The sequence below is a fragment of the Arthrobacter sorbitolis genome (genome assembly GCF_054510995.1).
Map to the genome: position 1 here is coordinate 171,925 of NZ_JBTNDM010000001.1, position 20,630 is coordinate 192,554.

General features: G+C 72.3%; 21 protein-coding genes and 1 riboswitch. Of the genes, 14 read left to right on the forward strand and 7 right to left on the reverse strand.

The annotated features are described in order from the left end of the window. The first annotated feature begins 11 nt into the window (after window positions 1–11). The 7 genes from ACX80K_RS00795 to rsmD are packed head-to-tail and all read left to right on the forward strand — an operon-like array spanning window position 12 to window position 7,010. Entirely contained in the window at window positions 12–950 is a 939-nt protein-coding gene (locus ACX80K_RS00795; RefSeq protein WP_459269986.1) for a DAK2 domain-containing protein, read from the forward strand. Then, window positions 947–3,175 (forward strand): ATP-dependent DNA helicase RecG, encoded by a 2,229-nt coding sequence (locus ACX80K_RS00800; protein ID WP_459269987.1) that lies wholly within the window; start codon window positions 947–949, stop codon window positions 3,173–3,175. Before ACX80K_RS00795 ends, ACX80K_RS00800 begins: the two co-directional genes overlap by 4 nt. A 38-nt stretch (window positions 3,176–3,213) precedes the next feature. After that, window positions 3,214–3,618 carry a TOBE domain-containing protein gene (locus ACX80K_RS00805; protein ID WP_459269988.1) on the forward strand — a complete coding sequence of 135 codons (405 nt, stop codon included), beginning with the start codon at window positions 3,214–3,216 and terminating at the stop codon, window positions 3,616–3,618. A gap of 2 nt (window positions 3,619–3,620) precedes the next feature. Continuing rightward, a complete protein-coding gene (modA, locus tag ACX80K_RS00810; RefSeq protein ID WP_459269989.1) occupies window positions 3,621–4,421 on the forward strand; it encodes a molybdate ABC transporter substrate-binding protein in 801 nt (266 codons plus the stop codon). Between the two features lie 57 nt (window positions 4,422–4,478). Next, window positions 4,479–5,303, forward strand: a complete 825-nt coding sequence (locus ACX80K_RS00815; protein ID WP_459269990.1) for an ABC transporter permease — start codon at window positions 4,479–4,481, stop codon at window positions 5,301–5,303. Beyond that, window positions 5,303–6,394, forward strand: coding sequence for a sulfate/molybdate ABC transporter ATP-binding protein (locus tag ACX80K_RS00820; protein WP_459269991.1), 1,092 nt, complete (start codon window positions 5,303–5,305; stop codon window positions 6,392–6,394). The genes ACX80K_RS00815 and ACX80K_RS00820 overlap by 1 nt, the downstream gene beginning before the upstream one ends. A 43-nt stretch (window positions 6,395–6,437) precedes the next feature. Next, the gene (gene rsmD / locus ACX80K_RS00825; RefSeq protein ID WP_459269992.1) at window positions 6,438–7,010 is read left to right on the forward strand and encodes a 16S rRNA (guanine(966)-N(2))-methyltransferase RsmD; all 573 of its coding nucleotides are present in this window, start codon (window positions 6,438–6,440) and stop codon (window positions 7,008–7,010) included. Window positions 7,011–7,111: 101 nt separating this feature from the next. Here the strand turns inward: rsmD and ACX80K_RS00830 are convergent, their stop codons facing one another. The 4 genes from ACX80K_RS00830 to ACX80K_RS00845 all read right to left on the reverse strand — a co-directional run bounded on the left by ACX80K_RS00830 (window position 7,112) and on the right by ACX80K_RS00845 (window position 10,937). Beyond that, complete coding sequence (locus ACX80K_RS00830) at window positions 7,112–7,864, reverse strand: YcnI family copper-binding membrane protein (RefSeq protein ID WP_459269993.1); 753 nt, start codon at window positions 7,862–7,864, stop codon at window positions 7,112–7,114. A 119-nt stretch (window positions 7,865–7,983) separates the two neighbouring features. After that, window positions 7,984–8,583, reverse strand: coding sequence for a hypothetical protein (locus ACX80K_RS00835; RefSeq protein WP_459269994.1), 600 nt, complete (start codon window positions 8,581–8,583; stop codon window positions 7,984–7,986). A gap of 291 nt (window positions 8,584–8,874) precedes the next feature. Continuing rightward, the gene (locus tag ACX80K_RS00840) at window positions 8,875–9,711 is read right to left on the reverse strand and encodes a spermidine synthase (RefSeq protein ID WP_459269995.1); all 837 of its coding nucleotides are present in this window, start codon (window positions 9,709–9,711) and stop codon (window positions 8,875–8,877) included. Then, window positions 9,708–10,937: an aminotransferase class I/II-fold pyridoxal phosphate-dependent enzyme gene (locus tag ACX80K_RS00845; protein ID WP_459269996.1), complete on the reverse strand. Its 1,230-nt coding sequence runs from the start codon at window positions 10,935–10,937 to the stop codon at window positions 9,708–9,710. The genes ACX80K_RS00840 and ACX80K_RS00845 overlap by 4 nt, the downstream gene beginning before the upstream one ends. A gap of 73 nt (window positions 10,938–11,010) precedes the next feature. Between ACX80K_RS00845 and coaD the strand changes: the two genes are divergently transcribed. The 7 genes from coaD to ACX80K_RS00880 all read left to right on the forward strand — a co-directional run bounded on the left by coaD (window position 11,011) and on the right by ACX80K_RS00880 (window position 15,955). Beyond that, window positions 11,011–11,484 (forward strand): pantetheine-phosphate adenylyltransferase, encoded by a 474-nt coding sequence (coaD, locus tag ACX80K_RS00850; protein ID WP_459269997.1) that lies wholly within the window; start codon window positions 11,011–11,013, stop codon window positions 11,482–11,484. A 115-nt stretch (window positions 11,485–11,599) separates the two neighbouring features. Beyond that, window positions 11,600–12,163 carry a YceD family protein gene (locus tag ACX80K_RS00855; protein ID WP_459269998.1) on the forward strand — a complete coding sequence of 188 codons (564 nt, stop codon included), beginning with the start codon at window positions 11,600–11,602 and terminating at the stop codon, window positions 12,161–12,163. A 2-nt stretch (window positions 12,164–12,165) separates the two neighbouring features. Beyond that, window positions 12,166–12,369 (forward strand): 50S ribosomal protein L32, encoded by a 204-nt coding sequence (rpmF, locus tag ACX80K_RS00860; RefSeq protein ID WP_043445822.1) that lies wholly within the window; start codon window positions 12,166–12,168, stop codon window positions 12,367–12,369. Window positions 12,370–12,436: 67 nt separating this feature from the next. After that, the gene (gene rnc, locus ACX80K_RS00865; protein ID WP_459269999.1) at window positions 12,437–13,255 is read left to right on the forward strand and encodes a ribonuclease III; all 819 of its coding nucleotides are present in this window, start codon (window positions 12,437–12,439) and stop codon (window positions 13,253–13,255) included. After that, window positions 13,256–14,215, forward strand: coding sequence for a bifunctional DNA-formamidopyrimidine glycosylase/DNA-(apurinic or apyrimidinic site) lyase (gene mutM / locus ACX80K_RS00870; RefSeq protein ID WP_459270000.1), 960 nt, complete (start codon window positions 13,256–13,258; stop codon window positions 14,213–14,215). It begins immediately after the preceding gene. 137 nt (window positions 14,216–14,352) lie between these two features. Next, window positions 14,353–14,528, forward strand: a riboswitch (cyclic di-AMP (ydaO/yuaA leader). Between the two features lie 2 nt (window positions 14,529–14,530). Then, window positions 14,531–15,391: a C40 family peptidase gene (locus ACX80K_RS00875; protein WP_459270001.1), complete on the forward strand. Its 861-nt coding sequence runs from the start codon at window positions 14,531–14,533 to the stop codon at window positions 15,389–15,391. Window positions 15,392–15,538: 147 nt separating this feature from the next. Continuing rightward, window positions 15,539–15,955: a VOC family protein gene (locus ACX80K_RS00880; protein ID WP_459270002.1), complete on the forward strand. Its 417-nt coding sequence runs from the start codon at window positions 15,539–15,541 to the stop codon at window positions 15,953–15,955. A 31-nt stretch (window positions 15,956–15,986) separates the two neighbouring features. On the opposite strand, the gene ACX80K_RS00885 is transcribed toward ACX80K_RS00880, so the two are convergent. The 3 genes from ACX80K_RS00885 to ACX80K_RS00895 are packed head-to-tail and all read right to left on the reverse strand — an operon-like array spanning window position 15,987 to window position 20,586. Beyond that, complete coding sequence (locus ACX80K_RS00885) at window positions 15,987–16,961, reverse strand: NAD-dependent epimerase/dehydratase family protein (RefSeq protein WP_459270003.1); 975 nt, start codon at window positions 16,959–16,961, stop codon at window positions 15,987–15,989. Beyond that, the gene (locus ACX80K_RS00890) at window positions 16,958–19,567 is read right to left on the reverse strand and encodes an alpha/beta fold hydrolase (protein WP_459270004.1); all 2,610 of its coding nucleotides are present in this window, start codon (window positions 19,565–19,567) and stop codon (window positions 16,958–16,960) included. Before ACX80K_RS00890 ends, ACX80K_RS00885 begins: the two co-directional genes overlap by 4 nt. Beyond that, window positions 19,561–20,586 carry a 3-oxoacyl-ACP synthase III gene (locus ACX80K_RS00895; RefSeq protein ID WP_181034927.1) on the reverse strand — a complete coding sequence of 342 codons (1,026 nt, stop codon included), beginning with the start codon at window positions 20,584–20,586 and terminating at the stop codon, window positions 19,561–19,563. The genes ACX80K_RS00890 and ACX80K_RS00895 overlap by 7 nt, the downstream gene beginning before the upstream one ends. Window positions 20,587–20,630: the final 44 nt, after the last annotated feature.

Consider the following 20,630-nt stretch of genomic DNA (forward strand, 5'->3'; position numbering starts at 1 on the left):
ATGCTGTTGCGATGAAGCGTTGGCTGAGCAGGGCCGAAGAATCCCTCGGCAACCACAGCGACCGCCTCAACGCCATCAACATCTTCCCCGTAGCCGACGGCGACACCGGCACCAACCTCTACCAGACGGCCCGGGCCGCAGCGCGCGCAGCGCACGAGGCCGAGACGTCGGACCTGGGGGAACTGCTCAGCATCGCGGGCCGTGCCGCCATGGAGGATGCGCGCGGGAATTCGGGAACCCTCTTCGCCGTCTTCCTGGCGGCGTTCGCCGAGCCCCTGCACGGCGTCACGCGCCTCACCTGCACGCTCCTCGCGTCGGCGCTGCACCGCGCCCAGATCCGCAGCTGGTCCGCCCTCAGCGATCCCGTCCCCGGGACCATGCTCTCCGTGCTCGAGGCCAGCGCGCGCGGCGCGGCCGAAGCCGCCTCCGGCCACGCGGGGGACGACAGCAACTCCGCGCTCGCCCTCACGCTGCGGGCCTCCGTCCAGCAGTCCCTGCGTGCCGTCGTCCGCACCGAGAGCCAGCTCGGCCCCCTCACGGAGGCGAAGGTGGTCGACGCCGGCGGCGTGGGCTTCCTCCTGATCCTCGACGCACTGAGGGCCGCCGCGCTCGGCGAGGAACTGCAGGACGAGCTCATCGACGGCCTCCACGGCTACGACATCCAGGCACCGCACATCCACAACGGCGGCGACGCGGAGGGCGTGGAGGTCATGTGCACCATCAACCTCAGCCCCCTCGACGCCGCCACCCTGCGCCTCCACCTCGACGAGATCGGCGACTCGGTCATCATGAGCGCCGTCACCGAGGTCGAGGAAGGCTATCGCTGGCGGGTCCACGTGCACGTGCCGGACGCGGCGCCCGCCCTTGCCCTCATCCACGAGGCGGGAGACCCCGTCAACATCACGGTGACCCTGCTCGCCGCCCCGCCGGTGGGAGACGCGAGCCGGTGACTCCCGACACGGCGCGGGCCACCGCCTCGGAGCTGGACGCCCCGCTCGAGAAGCGCCTCGGACCGGTGGCCAAGCACCTCGCCAAGTACTTCGGCATCACGACGGTCGGCGAGCTGCTCAACCACTTCCCGCGCACCTACCTCAAGCGGGGCGAGCTGACGCCCATCGCCGAGGTCCCCGTGGACGAGGAGGTCACCCTGATCGCCCGCGTGCAGTCGGCCAACTCCCGCAGGATGCACACGCGCAAGGGGATGCTGCTCGAGGTCACCATCACCGACGACGCCGACGGCGGCCTCGGCGGGATGAACCTGACCTACTTCAACGGCTTCGGCGCGGCACGGGAGCTCAAACCCGGCGTACGCGCGATGTTCTCCGGCAAGGTGACCGTGTACCGGGGCAAGCTGTCGCTCACCAACCCCCGCTACGCCCTGCTCGACGAGGGCGACGACCCCGACGACGTGAACCGGCCCATCCCGGTCTACCCGGCGGTCGAGAAGCTCGACAGCGACAAGATCGCGAAGGCGGTCGCCGTCGTCCTCGACACCCTGCGGCTCTCCGACCTCGACGACCCGGTGCCCGCCTCGATCGTCCGGCGCGACAAGCTCATGAGCCTCGCCACCGCCTACGAGCTCGTGCACCGGCCCCAGCAGGTCGAGGACGCCTACCGGGCCCAGCACCGCCTGCGCTACCAGGAGGCGTTCGTGCTGCAGGCGGCGCTCGCCCGCCGTCGCGCCCTCGCCGCCCGGGAGGAGGCGACGGCGCGCCCCCCACGCGAGGGCGGCCTCCTCACCCAGTTCGACGCGCGGCTGCCCTTCACCCTCACGCAGGGACAGCTCGACGTCGGCCGGACCCTCGCCGACGATCTCGCACGGGACCACCCCATGAACCGCCTGCTGCAGGGCGAGGTCGGCTCCGGCAAGACCCTGGTGGCGCTGCGCGCCATGTTGCAGGTCATCGATGCCGGGGGCCAGGCCGCGCTGCTCGCACCCACCGAGGTGCTCGCCGCCCAGCACCTGCAGTCGATCACCCGGACGCTCGGGCCACTGGCCGAGGGCGGCATGCTCGGCGGGGCCATGGACGGCACGCGCGTGGTGCTGCTCACCGGGTCCATGTCCACGGCGCAGCGGAAGAGGTCCCTGCTCGATGCAGCCTCGGGGGAGGCCGGCATCGTCATCGGCACCCACGCGCTGCTGTCCGAGAACGTGCAGTTCTTCGACCTCGGCCTCATCGTCGTCGACGAGCAGCACCGCTTCGGCGTCGAACAGCGGGACTCCCTGCGGACCAAGGCCCGCACCTCCCCGCACGTGCTGGTCATGACGGCGACGCCGATCCCGCGGACCGTCGCCATGACGGTCTTCGGCGACCTCGAGACGTCCACGCTCTCCGAGCTGCCGGCCGGGCGGTCACCGATCGCCACCCACGAGGTGGGCCTCACCGAGCACCCCGCGTGGATCAACCGCATCTGGTCGCGGGCGCGCGAGGAGATCGACGCCGGCCGGCAGGTGTACGTCGTGTGCCCCAAGATCGGCGACGACGGCAAGGCCGAGGACGACGCACCGGAGGCGCTCTACGGGGAGCCGCCGGCGGATCGGAAGGCCGGCGCACAGCAGGAGCTGACGAGCGTCGTCGGCCTCTTCGGGTCGCTCGGGACCGTCCCGCAGCTCGACGGGGTGACCAGCGGCATGCTGCACGGGCGCATGGAAGCCCCCGACAAGGCGGAGGTCATGGCGCGCTTCGCCGACGGCAGTGTGCAGCTGCTCATCGCGACGACCGTCATCGAGGTGGGCGTCGACGTCCCCAATGCCACCCTCATGGTCATCATGGACGCCGACCGCTTCGGCATCTCCCAGCTCCACCAGCTGCGCGGGCGCATCGGCCGGGGCGGGCACGCCGGGACCTGCCTGCTCGTGACGAAGCTCGAGCCCGAGCACCCGAGCCGCGAGCGGCTGTCCGCCGTCGCCGCCACGACGGACGGGTTCGAGCTCTCGCAGAAGGACCTCGAGCTCCGGCGCGAGGGCAACATCCTCGGCGCCTCGCAGTCCGGCGGCCGCTCCGCGCTGCGCTTCCTCAAGATCACCCGGCACGGCAAGGTCATCGAGAAGGCACGCGCCGATGCCCAGGAGATCGTCCCGGGAGACCCGGACCTCTCCGAGTACCCGGGCCTCGCGCTCGCCATCGAGCTGTACCTCAACCCGGAGAAGGAAGCCTTCCTCGAGAAGGGCTGACCCCGCGCTTCCGCGTCCGAGGAGATAGCATCCTTTCCATGACGCAGATACGGATCGGCGATGCAGCACGCTTCCTCGCCGTCAGCGACGACACCGTACGCCGGTGGATCGACGCAGGCATCCTCGGGAGCACCCGGGACTCCTCGGGGAAGGCCGTCGTCGAGGCGCTCGAGCTCGCACAGCTCGCGCGGCGCAATGCCGTCCTGCCCGGCGATCCGTCCGACATCGGCAGGTCCGCGCGCAACCGGTTCGTGGGCATCGTGACCGACATCATCGTCGACACCGTCATGGCGCAGGTGGAACTCCAGTGCGGTCCCCACCGCGTGGTGTCCCTCATGAGCAGCGAGGCCGTCCGCGACCTCGGCCTCGAGAAGGGCTCCGTCGCGATCGCCGTCGTCAAGGCCACCACCGTCATCATCGAGACCCCGGCCGGGAAGGCCTGACCATGCCCTCGAACCGCCGAGCCGCCCTCGCGCTCGCCACCGCCGTCGTGGTCCTGACCAGCGCCTGCGGGGCCGGTGGGCAGGACCTCGGGAGCGGCACCACGGGCGATGCCGCCGGGGAGGCGATCGCCGGCAGCATCACCGTCTTCGCCGCAGCGTCCCTCACGGCGTCCTTCACGGACCTCGCCTCCCGGTTCGAGGAGGCCCATCCCGGCGCCGAGGTCGCCCTGAACTTCGCCGGCTCGTCGGATCTCGCCACCCAGATCACGGCGGGAGCCCCCGCGGACGTCCTCGCGAGCGCGGACGTGAGGAACATGGGCAAGGTCCTCGACGCCGGCCTGCTCTCGGGGAATCCGGTCGACTTCGCCACCAACACGCTCCAGCTCGCGGTCCCACCGGACAACCCCGCCGGGATCACCTCGCTCGCCGATGCGGCCGCGCCCGGCGTGAAGACGGTCGTGTGTGCCGGACAGGTCCCGTGCGGGGCGGCCACCGCGGCGGTCGAGCGGGCGGCCGGGGTGGACCTGGACCCCGTCAGTGAGGAGTCCTCGGTCACCGACGTGCTCGGCAAGGTCACCTCGGGGGAGGCCGACGCCGGGCTGGTCTACCGGACGGACGTGCGGGCGGCGTCGGGTGCGGTACTCGGCATCGACGTCCCTGAAGCCGCCGGCGCGGTCACCACGTACCCCATCGCCGCGCTCGCCGACAGCGCCGACGCCGTGACCGCCCAGGCCTTCGTCGACTTCGTGACGGGCACGGACGGGCAGGCCGTGCTCCGGGCGGCGGGTTTCGGTGCACCCTGACCCGTTCCGCCGCCGCGCGGGCCGTCCGCGTGCGGCCCGCCCCGGGGCGGGACGCCGATGAACGCCGGCGTGCTCCCACGCTGGGTCGTGGCGCTCGCGGTCGCCGGCGGGCTGTTCGTGGTGCTGCCCGTGGTGGCCCTGGCCCTGCGTGTCGACTGGCCGCGCTTCGTCCCCCTCGTCACCTCGGACAGCGCGCAGGCTGCCCTGCTGCTCAGCCTGCGGACCTCGCTCACGGCGACGGCGCTGTGCGTGCTGTTCGGTGTCCCCATGGCCCTCGTCCTGGCCCGGACGTCGTTCCGCGGGCAACGGCTCGTGCGGTCACTCGTGCTGCTCCCGCTGGTCCTCCCGCCGGTGGTGGGCGGCATCGCCCTCCTGTACACCTTCGGGCGGCGCGGCCTGCTCGGGAGCACCCTCAGCGCCGCGGGCATCGACATCGCCTTCTCGACGGCGGCCGTCGTCATGTCGCAGGCCTTCGTCGCCCTGCCGTTCCTCGTCCTCAGCCTCGAGGGGGCACTGAGATCCGTCGGGACCCGGTACGAGGCCGTGGGCGCGACCCTCGGCGCCGGCCGCTGGACCGTGTTGCGGCGCATCACCCTGCCGCTGGTCCTGCCCGCCCTCGTCTCGGGCGCCGTCCTCTCCTTCGCCCGCGCGCTGGGCGAGTTCGGCGCGACGCTCACCTTCGCGGGGAGCCTCGAAGGCACCACGAGGACGCTCCCGCTGGAGGTCTACCTGCAGCGGGAGACCGACCCTGACGCGGCCGTCGCGCTGTCGCTCATCCTCGTCGTCGTGGCCGTCGCCGTCGTGGGTGTCGCCCACCGCGTGCGGCCCCTCGCCGGTGGAGCACCTGCGCCGGGCCCGGTCAGCACCGGGGGAATCCGCTGATGGGCCTCACCTTCGCTGCCACCCTCGCCGAACGGGGGTTCGACGTCTCGTTCGAACTCGCCCACGGGGAGACGCTCGCCGTGCTCGGACCCAACGGGGCCGGGAAGTCAACGCTGCTCAACCTCCTCGCGGGGCTGCTCGCCCCCACCTCCGGCAGGGCCGAGCTGGACGGCTCCGTCCTCTTCGACGCCGGCGCGGGTCGGCGCGTGCTCACGGAGCCCCGGCGCCGCGGGGTGTCGCTGCTCGCCCAGGAGGCGCTGCTGTTCCCGCACCTCACGGCCCTGGAGAACGTCGCCTTCGGGCCGCGGAGCCGGGGCGAACACCGGGCCGCGGCGCGGAGCCGGGCTTTGCGCTGGCTCGGGCGCGTGGGCGTCGAGGAGCTCGCCCGCCGCAGGCCCGCCGAGCTGTCGGGCGGCCAGGCCCAGCGCGTGGCCATCGCCCGCGCACTCGCGGCCGACCCGGCGCTGCTCCTGCTGGACGAGCCGCTCGCGGCCCTCGACGTCGCCGTCGCCCCGTCCGTCCGGGCGCTCCTCCGGGACGTGCTGGTCGAGCGGTCGGCCATCATCGTGACCCACGACCCGCTCGACGCCTTCCTGCTGGCCGACCGCGTCCTCATCCTCGACGACGGGAGGATCGTCGAGTCCGGCGCCACCGCCGACGTCCTCACACGGCCCGTCACCGCGTTCGGTGCCCGGCTTGCGGGCCTGAACCTCGTCCTCGGACGCGCGACGACGGTGGGAACGCCGGCTGACACCCCGGCGGGATCGACGGGAGGCCCCGGGGCGGGATTCACGGCGGACAACGGGCTGCGGGTGCCGTCCGCGGGGCCGCTCCCGACGGACCGCAGGCTCGCCCTCACGGTGCGTCCGGGCAGCGTGACCGTGTCACGGAGCGTCGAGGCCCCGCCCGGCACCAGCCGTATCGAGGCGGAGGTCGACGACGTCGAACACCGCGGCGACCTGGTCCGCGTCCATGCCGCGGGGCTGGCGGCCGACGTGTCCCCGGCCGACGTGGTCGCCCTCGGCCTCACGCCGGGGATGCGGCTGTTCGTGGGCTTCCGGCACGAGGACGCAAGCATCTACCCGCTGTAGGGGGCGGTCTGCGCGGCATCGGCCGGGCGATAGAGTCGACAGCATGACGCGCATCATCGCCGGAGCCGCGGGCGGCTCGACCCTCACCAGCGTCGACGGGAACGGCACCCGTCCCACGACCGACCGCGTGAAGGAAGCCCTCTTCTCGAGCCTCGAGGCCTACAACGTGGTGCACGGGGCACATGTGCTCGACCTCTTCGCGGGCTCCGGGTCGCTCGGCGTCGAGAGCGCGAGCCGCGGCGCAGCCTCCGTGGACCTCGTGGAATCGGTCGACCGGGCAGCCGCCGTCGCGCAGCGCAACGCCGACCTCGTGAACCGCGTGCTGGGCTGGACCGCGGTGCGCGTACACCGCACGAAGGTCGAGACCTACCTTGAGCGTGTCGCCCCCGACGTGACGTGGGACCTGGTCCTCATGGATCCGCCCTACACGGTACGGGAGGACGGCGTGCTCGCCGTGCTGGCGGCGCTCGAGTCGAGATTGTCCGAGGGGGCGGTCGTCGTCGTCGAGCGATCGGCGCGGTCGCCGGAGCCCGCCTGGCCCGCCTGGCTCGAGCGGTTCTCGGACAAGAAGTACGGGGAGACGCGCCTCTGGTACCTGGAGCCGGCGATCCCCTGACGTGGGACCGCCCCGGAGCTCGTTCGCGCGTGTCGCGCAGAGGAGACGGGACGGGACGGGACGCGGCGCAGGCCGTGGGCCTGCACCGCGCCCCGAGGGAGCTAGGCCTTGCGGCGCGTCCTGGCGAGGGCCGCCAGACCTGCGGCGAGCCCGAGCAGGCCGGCGACGAGTCCGGCCCACGCGACGGGCGAGGGCGAACCCGCGTCGGTGCTGTCGGTGCTGGCGGCGGCCTGCTCGGCGTCGATCGCCTCCGGGGTCTCGGCGGCCGTGTGCGTACCTCCGTGCGCGCCCTCGCCCTCGGCCGCGGTGGTCGTCACGAAGGACGGTGCCGGCTTGTCGGGCTCCTCGGCGCCCTCGACGGTCTCCTGGTTCCACTCGACGACGTCGCCGTCGGTGTAGGACTGCGTCGCGGGGAGCATCACGGTGGAGCCGGCCCCGGGCAGGCGCCCGACGGAGATCGAGAACGTCTGGTACTGCTGCTGCGAGATCTCGGAGCCGGTCTCCGCGGTCCAGACGACGGACAGCGGCGCCTCGGTGAGGGTCGCGCCGTCGTCCGTGGTGACGGGCTCGGGCAGCGCGCCGGTCACCACTTCGGCCGTCCAGCCCTCGACCGGCTTGACCCGGACGGAGGTGAACGGCTGCTCGGTCGGGAGCTGGACCTCGACCTTGTTCGTGGCGGCGCTCTCGGACTCGTTCGGCACGCTGAACGTCAGCTGCGAGTACCCGTTCTCCGTGGTGGAGGCGGGGGCGACCGTGACATGGGCGCTGGCGGCACCGAGGCCGAGAGCCATGAGGCCGGCGGTGGTCAGGGCGACTGCGCCGGTGGTGAGGGTACGCCAGGAGGGGTTGGTCATGGGACTGCCTTTCGGGGGATGCGCTCCGGGCCGCGTTTGCGGGAGGTGTCGGAGCAGCAGGGATTCGTGGGGTCGTCGGGGAAGCGCCGCCGACGCCCCGGATCCCTCAGGGGTCCGGGTCAGGCGGGCGGCGCAGCCATCACCGGCGGACCACGCAGGCTCGGCACGGAGGCGTGCACGGGCAGCGGCGTGACCGGCGGAGGGCCGTCCAGCACCGACGGACGACGGGCGGGAGCGGGGAGGGCGACGACCGGGAGCCCGAGGAGCGGCCGGAGCCATGCGCGGAGGAGGGCCAGCGCCTGCTCGCTCCGGGACACCGCGACGGCCAGGAGGATCGTGGCGAGCGCGTGCAGCAGGAGCATGGCCGGACCGGCGGACGCCCCGCTCATCGATTCCTGGGCCGCCGGCGAGCAGGCGAGCTCGAACGCCGCGTGGTGCCCGGGCATCGCCGAGGAGCTCTGGCACACAGCGGGGACGGCCGTCATGCCGAACACCGTGTGCAGCAGGAACTGCCCCGCGCCCATCGCCAGGAGGCCCGAGCGGAACGAGAGCGGACGCCGGGCCAGCAGCCTCAGCGGGACCAGGAGCAGGACACCGATCAGGAGCAGGACGCCCGGGGCGGGGAGGTGCCCCGCGGCGAGGACGTGCGACGCGGACGAGACCGAGAGGATCAACGAGGCGAGGACCACGGACCGGAGGTAGGGGAGGGCTGTCGTCATCCTGTGCCTCCTTCGTGTGGTGTCCCGCGGCCGTCGCAGCGCCGCCGGCTCGACGGGATGCTCTCACAGAGTACCGCCGCGGCGGTGACCGGCTGCGTACACGTACTTCGCGTGCGTCGCCCTCCCGGATGGGCCGCCGGCGGCGGCGGCGGCGGGCACGACGGCGCGGCGCACCACCGACCACGGGCGCGTGCCGGCGGCGCGGGTCCGAGCGGCGTGCCCCGCTCGCCCGGGCCCGCGCCGCCGAGGACAGCGGCGGCCGGCGCTGCCGCATCCGGCGACTCCCGCCCGTTACCGGGGCGTCGGCCCGTGGAAGGCTTCGAGATCCGGGCCGGCGAGGACGGCGGCCGGGTGGGGCCCGGCCGCCAGGAGCGCGCGGGTCCACGCTGCCGGCCAGGGCGCGCGGCGCGCGGCGATGACGACGTTCCCTGCCTGTGAGCCGTCCACCATCCCGGCCTCGGTCAGTACCGCGGTCGTAGCAGCCAGCGCTGCGAGTTGTCTGCTCTGCGTGCGGGCGAAGGCGAGCGGCGGATCGTCCCCGACGTTCACCAGGACCACCCCGTCCTCGGAGCAGACCCGCAGGAGGTGCGCGGTGAAGTCCGGGGAGGTGAGGTGGACGGGCGCGTCGGCCCCGGCGAAGATGTCGAGCACGACGACGTCGAAGGCGGCGTCCGGCTGCTCCAGGACGGCGTCGGACGCGTCCCCGATGACGAGGTCACAGGCGGTCCCCTCCGGCAGGGGCATGGCCTCGAGGACGAAGTCGATCAGGCTCCGGTCGACGTCGACGGCGGTCTGCGGCGAGCCGGGGCGCGTGGCCTGGACATAGCGCACGAGGGTCAGCGCCCCGGCACCGAGATGAAGGACCCGCAGGGGAGCGCCGGGCTCCCCGACGAGGTCGATCACGTGGGCGATGCGCTGCAGGTACTCGTAGAAGACACGCTCGGGGTGGCGCAGGTCCACGTGGGACTGCTGGGCGCCCGCGATGCTGAGGATCAGGGCCCCGTCGATATGGGCGTCCTCGTCGATCTCCGCGTAGGCGCCGGTCGCGGGCAGCCAGCGGGTCGGGACCCCGGCGTCGTCCTCGTCCCGGGCGGCCCCTCCGGACGCCGGATCCGGTGCGGCGGTCACAGCCGTTCCCGCAGGGTGCCGAGCCGCCGGGCGCCCTCCTCGATCACGTCGAACCTCTTGCAGAACGCGAAGCGCAGCATCGAGCGCGTGCGCTCCGCCCCCTCCTCGTGGCAGAACATGGCCACGGGGATCGCGGCGACGCCGATCAGCTCCGGCAGGCGCCGCGCGAGGTCGGTCGCGTCCTCGATCCCCAACGGAGCGGCGTCGACCATGGTGAAGAACGTGCCTTCGGGCTCGAAGACGTCGAAGCCGGCCGCGCGGAGGCCCTCACCCAGGAGGTCCCGCTTCTTCCCGAGGGTGGCCGCGGCGGAGGAGAAGAACGCGTCGGGCAGCCCGAGACCCAGGGCGACAGCACTTTGGAAGGGCGTGCCCGAGGTGTAGGTCAGGAAGGTCTTCACCGTGCGCACCTGGGCCACCAGCTCCGCCGGGCCGCTCAGCCACCCCACCTTCCACCCGGTCACGGAGAAGGTCTTGCCGGCCGAGGAGATCGTCAGGGTACGTTCCGCGGCTCCCGGGAGGGTGGCGACGGGGAGGTGCCGGACCCCGAAGGTCAGGTGCTCGTACACCTCGTCCGTCACGATGATCGCGCCGAAGCGCTCCGCGAGCCGGACGATGAGCTCGAGTGCCGGCCGGCCGAGGACGCTGCCCGTCGGGTTGTGGGGGTTGTTGACGACGACGATCCTCGTGCGCTCGCTGAAGGCAACCTCGAGGTCGGCGGCCTCGGGCTGGAAGTGGGGCGCGCGGAGCGGTGCCGTGGTGTGGGTCGCGCCCGACAGGCCGATCACGGCGCCGTACGAGTCGTAGAACGGCTCGAAGGTCAGGACCTCGTCCCCGGGGCCGGCGAACGCGAGGATGGCGGCGGCGATCGACTCGGTGGCGCCCGTGCTGACGATCACCTCGGTCTGCGGGTCCACGGCCAGGCCGTAGAACCGCTCCTGATGGGCCGCGATGGCGTCGCGCAGGACGGCGAGTCCCTGGCCGGGGGCGTACTGGTTCGCGCCGTCCGCGATGGCGGAGCGGGCGGCGTCGAGGATCTCCCGCGGGCCGTCCTCGTCGGGGAAGCCCTGGCCGAGGTTGACGGCCCCGTGCTGCTGGGCGAGGGCCGTCACCTCCTCGAAGATGGTGATGCCGAGCCGGCCGTCGCTCCCGAGCAGGTTCGCACCGCGTGCCGCCCTCGTCCACGGCGCCGTGCCGGTCGGGGCGGGGATCTGCGGGTGTGTCGTCATGACACCAGTATCGCGGCTCCCGCCGGCCGCGCCATCGGCCACACCTACCCGCCCGACTGGGTACCGTGGGGGCATGAGCCGCGCCGTCTGCCCCGGGTCCTTCGACCCCCTCCACAACGGACACATCGAAGTCATCCGTCGAGCCACCCGCCTCTTCGACGAGGTGATCGTCGCGGTCTCGACGAACCACGCCAAGAAGTACCGGTTCGGCATCGACGAGCGCCTCGCGTTCTGCACGGAGAGCCTCGCGCACCTGCCCGGTGTCACGGTGCGACCCATGGCGGCGGGGCTCGTGGCGGAGTTCTGCAGGGAGCACGGCGCGGTGGCGCTCGTGAAGGGACTGCGCTCCAGCCTCGACTTCGACTACGAACTCCCGATGGCCACCATGAACCGGCACCTCGCGGATGTCGAGACGGTCTTCCTCCCCACCGGTACGGACTTCGCCCATGTCTCCTCCACACTGCTGAAGGAGGTCGCGGCGCTCGGCGGCGACATTCGTGCGTTCGTTCCGGACGCCGTCCACGCCCGGCTGCTGCCGGAGGGCTGAGCCCGGTACGCCCCGGGGAGCCCGCGTTTTGGGCCTGCCCGGATCCGCAGGGTAGGATGATACGTCGGTCATATGTTCTACAGGAGTCACCATTAAAAGCGATCTCAGTTCGCCCTTGACGTTCAGCGTCAAGGATCTCGGACGCAGTCCGGGAAGCATGCGGACAGTCGAAGAACATGTACCGGCACCGAAGGATTTCGGCGTCGCGCTGATCGGCGTGCAGGAGGGTTCCGACATGGAACTCGATCTGCGGTTCGAGTCGGTGCACGAGGGGATCCTGGTGTCCGGAACGGCGAAGGTCGAGGTAACCGGCGAGTGCGGCCGTTGCCTGGAGCCACTGCGGTACGAGCACGAGGTGGATGTCCAGGAGCTCTTCTTCTACAGCGACTCGGAGTCGCTGTCGGGCGAGGACGAAGAACTGCACAGGGTGGAGAACGATTCGGTCGCGCTGGAACCGGTGCTGAGGGATGCGGTGGTTACGTCACTGCCATTCCAGCCGGTGTGCCGGGACGACTGCAAGGGTCTGTGCTCCGAATGCGGAGCCCGGCTCAACGACGATCCGGACCACCACCATGAAATTTTGGACCCTCGCTGGTCAGCCCTAGCCGGGCTGGCGGGCAACGCCGCTGAGAACGATGCGGCACCAAAGTCAGAGTCAGACGAGAGAGAAGAGAGTTAGCCGTGGCTGTCCCGAAACGGAAGATGTCCCGCGCGAATACCCGCGCACGCCGGTCCCAGTGGAAGGCAACCGCCCCCAAGCTGGTCAAGACCCTCGAGAACGGCCGCGTGACCTACAGCCTCGCCCACCAGGCGAAGGTCGTCACCGACTCGGCGGGTACCCCGCTGTTCCTCGAGTACAAGGGCCGCAAGGTAGCCGACGTCTGACATCGGACCGTCCCGCCGCGTCACGTACCGGCGGGTATCCGTCCGATGCTGATCAGCTGATGCGGTTGTGAAGAATACCGAAGAACTCACGGAGCGTCTCGGTGTCGATATCGACACCGGGACGCTTCGTCTTGCCCTGACGCACCGGTCCTATGCCTACGAGAAGGGTGGGATCCCCACCAACGAGCGCCTCGAATTCCTCGGCGACTCGGTGCTCGGCCTGTCCGTGACGGACGCCCTGTACCGGGACAACCCCGGCCTCTCCGAGGGGGAGCTCGCGAAGCGCCGGTCCGCCGTCGTCAGCACCAAGGCACTCGCCGGCGTGGCGCGTTCGCTCGACCTCGGCAGCTACGTCCTGCTGGGGCAGGGCGAGAAGCTGACGAACGGCCGGGACAAGGCGTCCATCCTCGCGGACACCATGGAGGCGGTGATCGGCGCGGCGTACCTCAGCCACGGCATCGAGACGGCACGCGCCATGGTCATGCGGCTCATCGGGCCCCTCCTCCGCGATTCCGCCGTCCTCGGCGAGGGCACCGACTGGAAGACCCGCATCCAGGAGACGGCGGCGGGCCGGCGCCTCGGGCTCATCGACTACCAGGTCGAGGGGACCGGCCCCGACCACGCCCGCACCTTCACGGCGCGCCTGCTGATCGGCGGGATCGAGTACGGCTCCGGGAACGGACCGTCGAAGAAGGATGCCGAGCAGGCGGCCGCCGCCGTGTCCTGGACGCTGCTCGCCGACGGGGCCGGTTCCCCGACCCGGCCCGGCAAGCCCGTCCCGGGCCCCGCTGCCGACGCGGGCGCCACCGCCGCTTCCGGCCCCGCCTCCAACCCCGCCTCCAACCCCGCCTCCAACCCCGCCTCCGGCATCGTCGACGGATCCTGAGTGCCCGAACTCCCCGAGGTGGAGGTCGTCCGCCGGGGTCTCGCCCGCTGGGTGACAGGACGCCGCATCGAGGCCGTGGAGGTTCTCGACGCCCGGTCGCTCCGTCGGCACGTGAACGGTGTCGAGGACTTCGCGGGGAACGTCACCGGCTCGCGCGTGACCGACGTGGTGCGGCGCGGGAAGTTCCTCTGGCTGGTCCTCGAGGACCCCGACGCTGCCGGGCCCCCGCACGTGGCACTGATGGCACACCTCGGCATGAGCGGGCAACTCCTGATCGAGGAGCCCGGCGCTCCGACGGAGAAGCATCTCAAGGTCCGCCTGACCCTCTCCGCGGCCCTCGACGACGACGGTGTGCCGTTGCCGGCCGAGCTGCGCTTCGTGGACCAGCGGATCTTCGGCGGCATGTTCGTCGCCGACCTGGAACCGACCGACGACGGCCACCCGGGCGGGCAGGGGCAGGGGGACCTGCCGCTCGTCCCGCACCAGGCCGCCCACATCGCACGGGACCTCCTCGACCCCGCCTTCAGCCCCGAGGCCTTCCATGGGCGGATCAGGGCGCGGAGGACCGGCCTCAAGCGCGCCCTGCTCGACCAGGGGCTCGTCTCCGGCATCGGCAACATCTACGCGGACGAGGCCCTGTGGGCCGCGAGACTCCACTACGCCCGGCCCACCGATACGCTCCGCCGGCCGGACACACTCCGCATCATCGGTGCGGCCACGGACGTCATGACCCGTGCACTCGCCGCCGGAGGGACGAGCTTCGATGCCCTCTACGTCAACGTCAACGGCGCATCCGGCTACTTCGCACGGGACCTCGAGGCGTACGGACGTGCAGGGCAGCCGTGCCGCCGCTGCGCCTCGGAGGGCCGCGAGACGCTGATCCGCCGGGAAGCGTTCATGAACCGGTCCTCCTACCTCTGCCCGCACTGCCAGCCGAGACCGCGGAACGCACGGCCGTAGACCCGTCGGCACCGGGAGTGATCTTGCCCTCGTGATCTAAACGTGACAATCGAGGAACCACCGCGTACCGTTGAACCCGCGTCCGTTCCAGCAAGGAGGGGCGCCCATCCTCTTTCTGCCGAACCCTGTCGATGAGGATGGACCGTTCGCACAAACCATTCGACAGGGGCGGGGGAACCAGTAGCGGACTCCATGTGAGTCCTTGGGGTAAAGACACGCGTCGACCAGCTTGGGGGCGATGGTCGACAGGTGTGTGTCCGGATGTCCCATCCGAACCCGACAGCTAACTTCGCAGGCATTGGGAAAGGCATCAGCATGTCCAAGAAGAGCTCAATCGCGCGCCACAGGGCAGTCCCCACGCGCACCAACCCCTTCATCACGGCCTCCCGCGCCGTCACCGCCAGTGCTTCGGTGGCCGGCAAGCCCGCCGCCGTGGTCGTCACCGCTTCCGGCCTCCTGTTCGGCGCGGCCCTGCCGGCCAGCGCCGCAGGCGAGATCAGCGTGGACACCCAGGCGGCCGCGGTCAGCACCGCCGCCGCAGGGACCTACACGGTGCAGGCGGGCGACACGCTCGGCAGCATCGCGGCGTCCCACGGTGTCAGCCTCGAAGCCGTCTTCACCGCCAACGGCCTCGGCAGCAGCTCGGTCATCTACCCGGGCCAGTCGATCTCCCTCGGCGGCTCCGCAGCCCCCCAGCAGTACTCCGCCCAGTCGGCGTCCATCGTGGCGGCTCCGGTCGCGGCCCAGGTCGCGGCCCCTGCTGCGGCTCCCGCCGTCTTCGCCGGTAACTCCACCGGCATCAGCACCCAGTCCGCGGCCTCGACCGCGCGGATCCCCGCCGGGCCGGTCGCCGGTATCGCCGCGACGGCGATGCAGGGCGTCGGTTCGGGCTACGTCTACGGCGGAACCGCCTTCGGCGCCTGGGACTGCTCCGGCTTCGTGCAGTGGGCCTACGCCCAGCAGGGCATCAGCCTCCCGCGCACCACGTGGGCGCAGTTCGCCTCCATGACGCCCACCAGCACCCCCCAGCCGGGTGACCTGGTGAGCCAGAACGGTGGCAGCCACGTCGGCATCTACCTCGGCGACGGCCAGATGGTCAGCGCGCTGAACCCCTCGCAGGGCACGCTGGTGCACTCGGTCGACGTGATGGCGGTCGACGGCTACTACACGCGCTAACCGCGACAGCCCATGGGCCGGCCGGACAAGGCCGGCGGCAGGGCGCACGAACGCTGCAGAAGGGCGGGATGCCGGGCATCCCGCCCTTCTCCGCGTCGGTCTCCGGGTGTAAATTCCGGCGGGACACGCCTACCCGAAGGAGCACCGATGTTTCGAGGATTCGCCACCATCAGCTTCTACGCGGACGATCTCGCCGCAGCCCGCGCCTGGTACACGGAGCTGCTGGGGATGGGACCGTACTATGCGTTCCCGCAACCGCCCGAACCTCCCGCCTACCTCGAATTCCGGGTGGGCGACGACGAGGACGAGCTCGGGTTCATCGACAGGCGGTACGCGCCGTCCGGTGCGTCGCATCCCCCGGGCGGTGCCGTGATGTTCTGGCACGTGGACGATCTGCCCGCCACGCTGGACAGGCTGCTCGGCATGGGCGCGACCGAGTACGAGCCCGTCACGGAACGGGGGACCGGCGGGTTCAGGACGGCGTCGGTCGTGGATCCGTTCGGCAACGTGCTCGGGCTGATGAACAATCCGCACTACCTCGAGGTCCAGGCCCGGCGGGCATGACCCGGCCGCCCTGACGGGGACCCCGGAACGACTAGGCCCGGCGCGCGTAGTGGCGGGTGAGCCGCTCGAAGCCCTCCTCGATCCCGACGGACGGCTCCCAGTCGAGGACCGCGCGCGTGCGCCGCTGATCGAACCAGTGCGCCGTCGAGAGCTGCTCGGCGAGGAAGCGCGTCATCGGAGGTTCCTCCGTGCGGCCCGAGGCGAGCCAGGCCCGCTCGATGAGCGCCCCCGCGCCGCGTGCGACCGCGCCCGGCACCGACCATGCGGGCGGCTCGACCCCTCCGGCGCGGCAGATCCCCGCGAGCAGTTCCGCGATGGGCCGCGGTTCGCCGTTCGTGACGACGAGGGCCCGACCCTGTGGCGCCTCCCCTCTGCGCCGGCCGGGGGCGATCGCGGAGGCCTCGGTGTTGACGAAAGTAGTGTCGATGAGGGCGGTCCCGCCGTCGAGCAGCGGCAGGCGGCCGCGGCGTGCGCGGTCGATGACCCGCTCGACGAGCTGCGTGTCGCCGGGCCCCCACACGATGTGCGGCCGGACCGCCGCGACGCGGAACGCCGGGGTCGAGCGGGCGAGGGCCAGCAGCTCCGCAGCAGCCTTCGTCCGCGCGTAGTCGCCGCGCGCGTGCCGGGGATCGGCGGGTCCGGCGGGAGCGCCGACGAGGGACGTCCCGGCATGGGCGACGGAGGGTGAGGAGACCTGCACGACGTCGGTGACGCCGGCGTCCTGCGCCGCGTCGAGGAGGCGCCTCGTACCCCCGACGTTGATGCTGTCGAACTCGGCGGCGGCTCCCGTGAAGGAGACCTTCGCGGCCAGGTGGATCATCCCTGTGCACCCGCGCACCGCGGCGGTGACGGAGGCCTGGTCCTCGACCGACCCGAGGACATCCTGCGCCCCGGCGACGCCGGAGGGGCGCCGCTGGAAGCACCGCACGTCCCGGCCCTCGGCGACCAGGTGCTGCGCGACGGCGCGCCCGAGCATGCCGCTCGCGCCCGTCACGAGGACCGTCACAGGGAGCCCGTCCGCCCACCGGACAGGAAGCGGCCGCTCCACGTGGCGACGCGCGCACGATCGATCTTCGCGTTGTGGCGCACGTCGACGGGCAGGGACGGGACCGCGATGACGGCCGCGAGGTCGACGCCACGCGCCCGCGCGGCGGTCCGGGCGGCGGCCGCCAGCGCCGGCTCGGCGAGGCGCGGACGGCGTCCTGCCGCCTCCGCCTCGAGCACCGCGACGACGGCCTGCGTCCCTGCAGGACCCACGCCCACGACGGCGGCCAGCCGCACGCCGTCGAGGGTCTCCAGGGCCTGCTCGAGTCCGACGGGGGTCAGCACGCCGGTGGCGGACGTGACGACGTGGCCCAGCCTGCCCTCGACCCAGAGGCGTCCCTCGGCGTCGAAGTGGCCGACATCCCCCGTGCGGTGCCAGGGCAGGGTGCGCGCCGCGTCCTGCTGAGTCCTCCACAGCCTGAAGTAGCGGTCCTTGACGTGCGGGGCGTCGACGAGGATCTCGCCCGTGACGCCGGGCGTCGTCCCGGGCTCGCCGGTGGCCGCGCCGGCGCCGTCGAGCGGGCTCACGGCGACGCGCGTCCCGTGGACGGGCAGGCCGACGCAGACACCGTTCCCTGCGCCCTCCGCGCCCGACGCCGCGGCGGCACGGATGCCGTCGAGGTCGATGTCCGCGACGAGGAGGGACTCCGTCATGCCGTAGGGCGTATGGAGGGCGGCGGCCGGGACGAGGTCCTGCACGGCTTCGAGGAGGGGGACGGGGATCGGGGCCCCGGCCGAGAGCATCAGGGTGATCCGGCCGAGGGCGCGCTTCCCGGTGTCGGCGAGGTCGGCCGACGTCGCCAGGACATTGCGCAGGGCCGCCGGGGAGGCGAAGACGACGGTCGCGCCGACGGCGTCCGCGGCGTCCGCCAGGGCCTGCGCCGTGAGGGTGCGAGGCGCCGCCACGTCCATGGCAGGGGTGACCGACGTGGCACCGAGCGCGGGCCCGAGCAGGGCGAAGGGCGCGAATCCCGCGACGAGCGCCGCACCGGGTCCCAGGCCCAGGGTCCGCTCGACGGCGTCGCGCATCGCGGAGAGCTGCCGGTGCGTGTACACCACGCCCTTGGCGGGTCCCGTGGAGCCGGAGGTGAACAGGATCGCCGCGTCCGCGTCCGCGTCCGGATCAGGGGCCGGGGACGCCGCTCCCGGCCGCGCGGCCCGGAGGTCGTTCAGGGACGCCTCCACGCGCAGGGCCTTCCGTCTCGCCGCCGACAGGGGGCCGGAGCTGATGCGGCGGCCGGGCCATCCGAAGGCGCGGGCGGCGAGGAGGGCCCGCTCGATGCCGATGACGACGTCGGGGGCCGATCCCCGGACCGCACGGCTCAGGCCTCGGGCACCGAGGCCGGCGTCCGCGACGACGATCACCGCACCGATCCGCAGGCAGGCGTAGATCAGGACCGTGAGGTCCACGCCGGGCGGCACGAGGAGGCTGACCCGGCTGCCGGGACCGTACCCGAGCGCGGTCAGACCCGCGGCGACGGCGGCGACGTCGTCGGCGAGTTCCCGCCAGGTCAGCGTGCGCGGCGGACCCGCGGAGGTCATCTCCGCGACGGCCGTCGTCGATCCCTCCGGACCGTCGGCGAGCTCGCCGATCCGCCGGCCGAGCGGAACGTAGGGCGCCGCCGTCCGGGACGGGCCGTCGTCGGCCGGCGCACCCGCACCGACGGAACGGGCGGCGAGCCAGTCCATGGCGGTCGACGCCGCGGCGGCGTCCTCCTGGACGAGGTGGCCCGCCGCTTCGAAGCGGTGGATGTCGGCGTGCGGCAGCCGGACGGCGAGGTCCGCGAGGTAGGTGTCGGAGAAGATCGGGTCGCGCGGTCCCCACATCATGAGGACGGGCACGTCGAGGCTGCGGATGCCCGCTGCCGTCGCGGCAAGGGCCGCGTAGCTGGGGTGGGAGGGTCCGGCCGGGATGTCGGAGACGAAGTTGGCGATGCCCCGGCGGTCCGCCGGGGAACGGTACGGAGCACGGAAGGCGCGGCGGACTTCCCGGTCCAGTCCGGGCCGGGCGAGTGCGAGCGTCACGTCCAGGAAGGCGCTGGTGGTCCGGGTGCCGAGCCCGTGCACTCCCGGTGCCAGGGCGAGCCGCAGGGGTGCGGGGATCGGGCGGGCCGGGTCCTGGTGGATCGCCGTGTTGGTCAGGATGACCCCGGCGAGGTCGTCACGGTTGCGGTCGGCATAGCCGAGGCTGACGACGCCCCCCCAGTCGTGCCCGACCGTCACGACGGGACCGGTGATACCGACGGCGGCGACGAAGTCCTCGAGGTCCGTGATCCGGTGGGCCAGGCGGCGGAACACGCCCGTGCGGGCGGAGTAGCCCATGTCGAGCTGGTCCACGGCGATCACGCGCCAGCCGGCGTCCCGTCCGGCCGCCAGGAAGCTCCGCCACAGATAGGACCAGGTGGGATTCCCGTGGACGCACAGCAGTGTGCCCCGTGCGGGCGGGCCGTCCGGGTCGTTGTCCAGGTAGTGCCAGCGATGCGTGCTCCCGGGGGCGTCCGCGTCACTGGTCGAGGGCACGTCGATGTACGTCGACCACGAGGGATCGACGCCGGGGAGTGCTACCACGCAATCTCCATCATCGAGGTGTTCAGGCCCGAGCCCACGCCGAGGCAGAGCACGCGGTCTCCGGGTGCCAGCGACTGCGACTCCTGGGCGAGCGTCATCGGCAGGGACGCCGGCCCCACGTTGCCCCAGTGCGGGAAGGTGATGGGCACGCGCTCGCGCTCGAGGTCCACGGCCTTGATGATGGCGTTGGTGTAGGAGTTGGAGACCTGGTGCGTGACGTACCGGTCCATCGCGTCCCATGCCCAGCCGTCGGCCTGCGCCTCGTGCCAGGCGGTGACCACGAGCTCGAGGCCGCCGTCGAGCAGGCCCTTCGTGTCGGTGTACATGCCGTCGATGCCGCCCACGCACAGCTCGTGATGCTGTGTGCCGGCGCGGGACACCCCGCCGAGGATGCGGTGGGAGCCGGGATGCAGGTCGGCGGGGCCGATGACCGCCGCGGCGGCACCGGAGCCGAGGGTAAGGGTCGCGAACTCCGCCAGGAAGTCCTCGCGCGTCGAGTCCTCACGGTTGAGGCGGCGGAACGTGGCCTCCTGCGTGCGCTGGGCATCCTCGCCCGCCACGATCAGGGCGTACTTGATCTGCCCGGAGTCGATCATGTTTGCGGCCAGGGTCATGCCGTTGACGAACCCGAGGCACGCGTTGGCCAGGTCGAAGTTCATCGCCGACGAGGGCAGTCCCAGCGAGTGGTGGATCTTCACGGCGACGGACGGCTCGAGGTTGCGTCGGGTCACGGAGGTGTTGATGAGCAGGCCTACGTCACCCGGCTCGATGCCGGCCTCCGCCATCGCCTTCGCGCCGGCCTCGATGGCGGCGTCGTCGAAATCGGACCCGGGGGACCACCAGCGCCGCTCCGTGACGCCTGCCACGCGTTCGAGGAGCCGCTTGGAGAGGCGGAGCCTCTTCAGGCTGGGAGCGAGCCGTTCGTCGAACTCTGCGGAACTGACGACTACCGGCGCCTCCACACTCGTGACGGCGAGCAAGGCCGTGTTGTCATGTCGGAACGTCGCGTTACCGGTCAAATTTCCTGCCTCGTCCATGTGTCAGCGCCGGGGGGTGGCCGTGG

Coding starts and splice junctions, on each gene's coding strand:
- ACX80K_RS00795 (WP_459269986.1), top strand. CDS start 12: ATGAAGCGTTGGCTGAGCAGGGCCGAAGAATCCCTCGGCAACCACAGC.
- ACX80K_RS00805 (WP_459269988.1), top strand. CDS start 3,214: ATGACGCAGATACGGATCGGCGATGCAGCACGCTTCCTCGCCGTCAGC.
- modA (WP_459269989.1), top strand. CDS start 3,621: ATGCCCTCGAACCGCCGAGCCGCCCTCGCGCTCGCCACCGCCGTCGTG.
- ACX80K_RS00815 (WP_459269990.1), top strand. CDS start 4,479: ATGAACGCCGGCGTGCTCCCACGCTGGGTCGTGGCGCTCGCGGTCGCC.
- ACX80K_RS00820 (WP_459269991.1), top strand. CDS start 5,303: ATGGGCCTCACCTTCGCTGCCACCCTCGCCGAACGGGGGTTCGACGTC.
- rsmD (WP_459269992.1), top strand. CDS start 6,438: ATGACGCGCATCATCGCCGGAGCCGCGGGCGGCTCGACCCTCACCAGC.
- ACX80K_RS00830 (WP_459269993.1), bottom strand. CDS start 7,864: ATGACCAACCCCTCCTGGCGTACCCTCACCACCGGCGCAGTCGCCCTG.
- ACX80K_RS00835 (WP_459269994.1), bottom strand. CDS start 8,583: ATGACGACAGCCCTCCCCTACCTCCGGTCCGTGGTCCTCGCCTCGTTG.
- ACX80K_RS00845 (WP_459269996.1), bottom strand. CDS start 10,937: ATGACGACACACCCGCAGATCCCCGCCCCGACCGGCACGGCGCCGTGG.
- coaD (WP_459269997.1), top strand. CDS start 11,011: ATGAGCCGCGCCGTCTGCCCCGGGTCCTTCGACCCCCTCCACAACGGA.
- ACX80K_RS00875 (WP_459270001.1), top strand. CDS start 14,531: ATGTCCAAGAAGAGCTCAATCGCGCGCCACAGGGCAGTCCCCACGCGC.
- ACX80K_RS00880 (WP_459270002.1), top strand. CDS start 15,539: ATGTTTCGAGGATTCGCCACCATCAGCTTCTACGCGGACGATCTCGCC.